Below are 2020 nucleotides of genomic sequence, written 5' to 3'. Positions count from 1 at the left end.
GAGGTGCATTTTAATTGCCAACTGACACGCTAACAATCGTTCCGGTCCAACTGGAAACAAAAGAAGATTCGAAGAGGAACCAAAGACCACCGGTCAAACCGATATGTACGATCCAGATCAACGAGACGAAGGTCAACTTCTATCCTGATGTGAAACCGTTCATCATCCAGACGGTGCTGAGAGAGCTGACGAGACATGATCATTGATTTTTCAATGGCAAAGAATGTCTATATCATCTGTGGAAACACCGATATGCGAAAAGGGATCGATGGTCTAGCGACCCTCATACAGGACTCGTTCGAGATGGACCCCTACGGGGAATCGGTCTTCCTATTCTCAGGAAGAAAGAAAGACCGCTATAAATGTCTCGTGTTTGATGGTGACGGTTTTGCATTGTTGTACAAACGTCTCGACAATGGGAAACTACAGTGGCCGCGAGATGAGTCCGAAGTCCGGTGCCTCAGCCAACAAGAGGTGCGGTGGCTTTTAGAGGGACTATCAGTTGCACAACCTAAGGCAATCGGAAAATCTAAAAAAGGCATCTTCTAATCATTCGGTACGAGATGATATACTTATCACAATGAAACTATCGAACGGAAGACGAGGTGACGAAGATGCGCAACGAGGAATCATTAGAGAGATTGATCGCCCTACTAGAACGCCAACTATCCGAATCAAACAATCGGAACGAGGAACTGGTAAGACAGGTTGCACATCTCTCCGAACAGGTTCGTCAACTGACAAAGGCACTCTATGCGCCAAAGTCAGAGAAAGAAAAGTATCAGGCCCCTGAGGGCCAGGGCTCATTGTTTGAAGACGACCCATCTTTTAACGATTCTGAGCACACAGAGGAACAAAGCACAGAAACAATCCAATACACTGTAGTCCGGAAAGTCAAAAAGAAGAAGCGGAACGATTCCTTTAAAGACGGCATCGAAATCGAAGAGATCCATCACCATCCTACAGACCTTCATTGCGATTCCTGCCATCACGAACTCCATGAGATCGGTTCAGTGGTCGCCCGTGAAGAGGCGAAGTTCATCCCTGCAAAGATGGTCCGCGTCCAACATATTGAACACGCCTACGAGTGTACTGCGTGCAAGGCAGCAACAGAAAAACCTTCACAGATCAAGCGCGGAAAAGCACCGTCGGCGGTGATCCCAAGAAGTATCGCGGGTCCTACCGTACTGGCCAAACTGATCTACGACAAGTTCATCCAATATCTTCCCCTTTACCGTCAGGTAAAGGAGTGGGATCGTGCAGGATTGATGACCAATGACAAGAACCTATCGAATTGGGTGATCCGTTCAACGGATGAATGGCTCAGTCCGATCTATGAAAAGATGAAGAGCAAGCTGCTTGAGAAATCGATACTCCATATCGACGAGACCTACGCACAGGTCTTGAATCGATCGGACGGAAAATCTGCACGTTCGAACGCGTATAACTGGGTATTTCGAACAGTGCCGGCACAAGGTCCGGTCATCGTGCTCTTCCAAAATGCGCTGAGCAGGAGTCGACACGTGTTAGAGCAGTTCACTCAGGGATTTCAAGGGATGGTGATCTGTGACGGATATTCAGCCTACAACTCTCTGCCGGGGATCGACTTCGCGAACTGTTGGGCTCACGTACGTAGGTATTGGTTAAGAGCTGATAGCAAGCACGGTCGAGTCGGCGTCTCATACTGTAATCGTCTCTATGATCTGGAACGACAGTTTAAGGACCTCTCTCCAGGTAAACGTAGGAAGCAGAGAAAGAAGCTCTCGAAGCCGATCGTCGAAGAGTTCTTCAGTTGGATCGAAGGATCTCCTTTCTTCGGGAAGAATGCATTAGCAACAGCAGCGGACTACACGCTCAAGCGAATGGTTCCATTGAAGGCATTCTTACATGACGGAAGAATTGAAATCGACAACAATCCAGCAGAGAACGCAATCCGCCCAACGGTGATCGGTAGAAAGAACTGGCTGTTCTCCGTCAGTGAATCTGGAGCACGGGCGAATGCGATCTGTCTGAGCGTCGC

3 protein-coding genes are annotated in these 2020 nt (G+C 48.4%); all 3 read left to right on the top strand.

The features are described 5' to 3' along the window. Positions 1-14: 14 nt before the first annotated feature. Positions 15-206, top strand: coding sequence for a hypothetical protein (locus ACFO0S_RS14785; protein WP_378142913.1), 192 nt, complete (start codon positions 15-17; stop codon positions 204-206). Further along, positions 196-549: an IS66 family insertion sequence element accessory protein TnpB gene (gene tnpB / locus ACFO0S_RS14780; RefSeq protein WP_378142911.1), complete on the top strand. Its 354-nt coding sequence runs from the start codon at positions 196-198 to the stop codon at positions 547-549. Before ACFO0S_RS14785 ends, tnpB begins: the two co-directional genes overlap by 11 nt. Positions 550-614: 65 nt before the next feature. Beyond that, a partial coding sequence (gene tnpC / locus ACFO0S_RS14775) for an IS66 family transposase (protein WP_378142909.1) occupies positions 615-2020 on the top strand: 1406 nt, incomplete at its 3' end.

Source organism: Chryseomicrobium palamuruense (assembly GCF_042649045.1).
Classification (GTDB): Bacteria; Bacillota; Bacilli; order Bacillales_A; family Planococcaceae; genus Chryseomicrobium; species Chryseomicrobium palamuruense.
The sequence above is the reverse complement of the archived record's forward strand: the minus strand, read 5'-3'. Positions and strand labels throughout refer to the sequence as shown.